General features: G+C 73.5%; 1 protein-coding gene. It reads left to right on the top strand.

Features of this window, described 5'->3' with window-relative positions; translation table 11 throughout:
• Nucleotides 1-910 (top strand): hypothetical protein (locus DEIPI_RS31280; protein ID WP_045234370.1); only part of this gene is annotated, 910 nt, incomplete at both ends.

Genomic DNA, 910 nt, shown 5'->3' with positions numbered 1-910 from the left:
GACTGCGCGGTCGGCTGGACGGGCAGCGCGCCCTCCCCGGAGGTGCTGGCCGCCGAGGGTCTCGTGCTGCCGCCGCCGCAGGCGCGGGTGCACGTCGTGGACTTCGCGAATCCCACCGCGAGTCCGGAGCTGGGGCCGCTGTCGCGCGCGGACCTCAAGCCGGGCGGGCAGGGCTACCCCCTCTCGTACGACCTGCAGAAGGTGCTGAGGCAGGTCGCGGAGCGCGGGCGTCAGGCGGTGCTGCTCGCGCCGAGACGCGGGTACAGCGCGCTGCTGCGCTGCCCGTCGTGCGAGCACACGCCGATGTGCCGCAACTGCGACGTGCCGCTGCGCTTCCATCAGGAGACGCGCGAGCTGACCTGCCACCAGTGCGGGTACCACGAGCGGCTGCACGACCACTGCGAGAAGTGCGGGGAGCGGCTGTGGCAGGCGCGAGGTCCCGGCACGGAGTGGATCGCGCAGGAGGTCCGGAAACTGCTGCCGGGCTTCGCGGTCCTGCGGTACGACCGCGACCGTCAGGACGACCTGTCGGGGGTGCTCGCGGGCGAGCCGGGCGTGGTGGTGGGCACGCAGGCGCTGCTGGGGGTGCCCGCGCCGCCGGACCTCGCGCTCGTCGGGGTGACGCTGGCGGACACGTGGCTCAACGTCAGCGACTTCCGGGCGTCGGAGCGCTACCACCGGCTGCTGCGTCAGCTGCTGGAGTGGCACCCCTCGCGTTCTCCCCTGCTGGTCGTGCAGACCTTCCAGGCGGAGCACCCGGCCCTGAAGGCGGTGCTGGAGGGCATGGACGCGGCGTACTACCCGGCGCTGGAGCAGATGGGCCGTCAGGCGTTGCGCTACCCGCCGTATGCGCGGCTCGCGCAGATCGAGGTGTCCGCGCGCGATCAGGTCAAGGCCCGCACCGCCGCCG

Origin of the sequence: Deinococcus pimensis DSM 21231 (genome assembly GCF_000519345.1) — a bacterium.
GTDB lineage: Bacteria > Deinococcota > Deinococci > Deinococcales > Deinococcaceae > Deinococcus_A > Deinococcus_A pimensis.
This window is presented reverse-complemented; position numbering and strand designations above follow the sequence as displayed.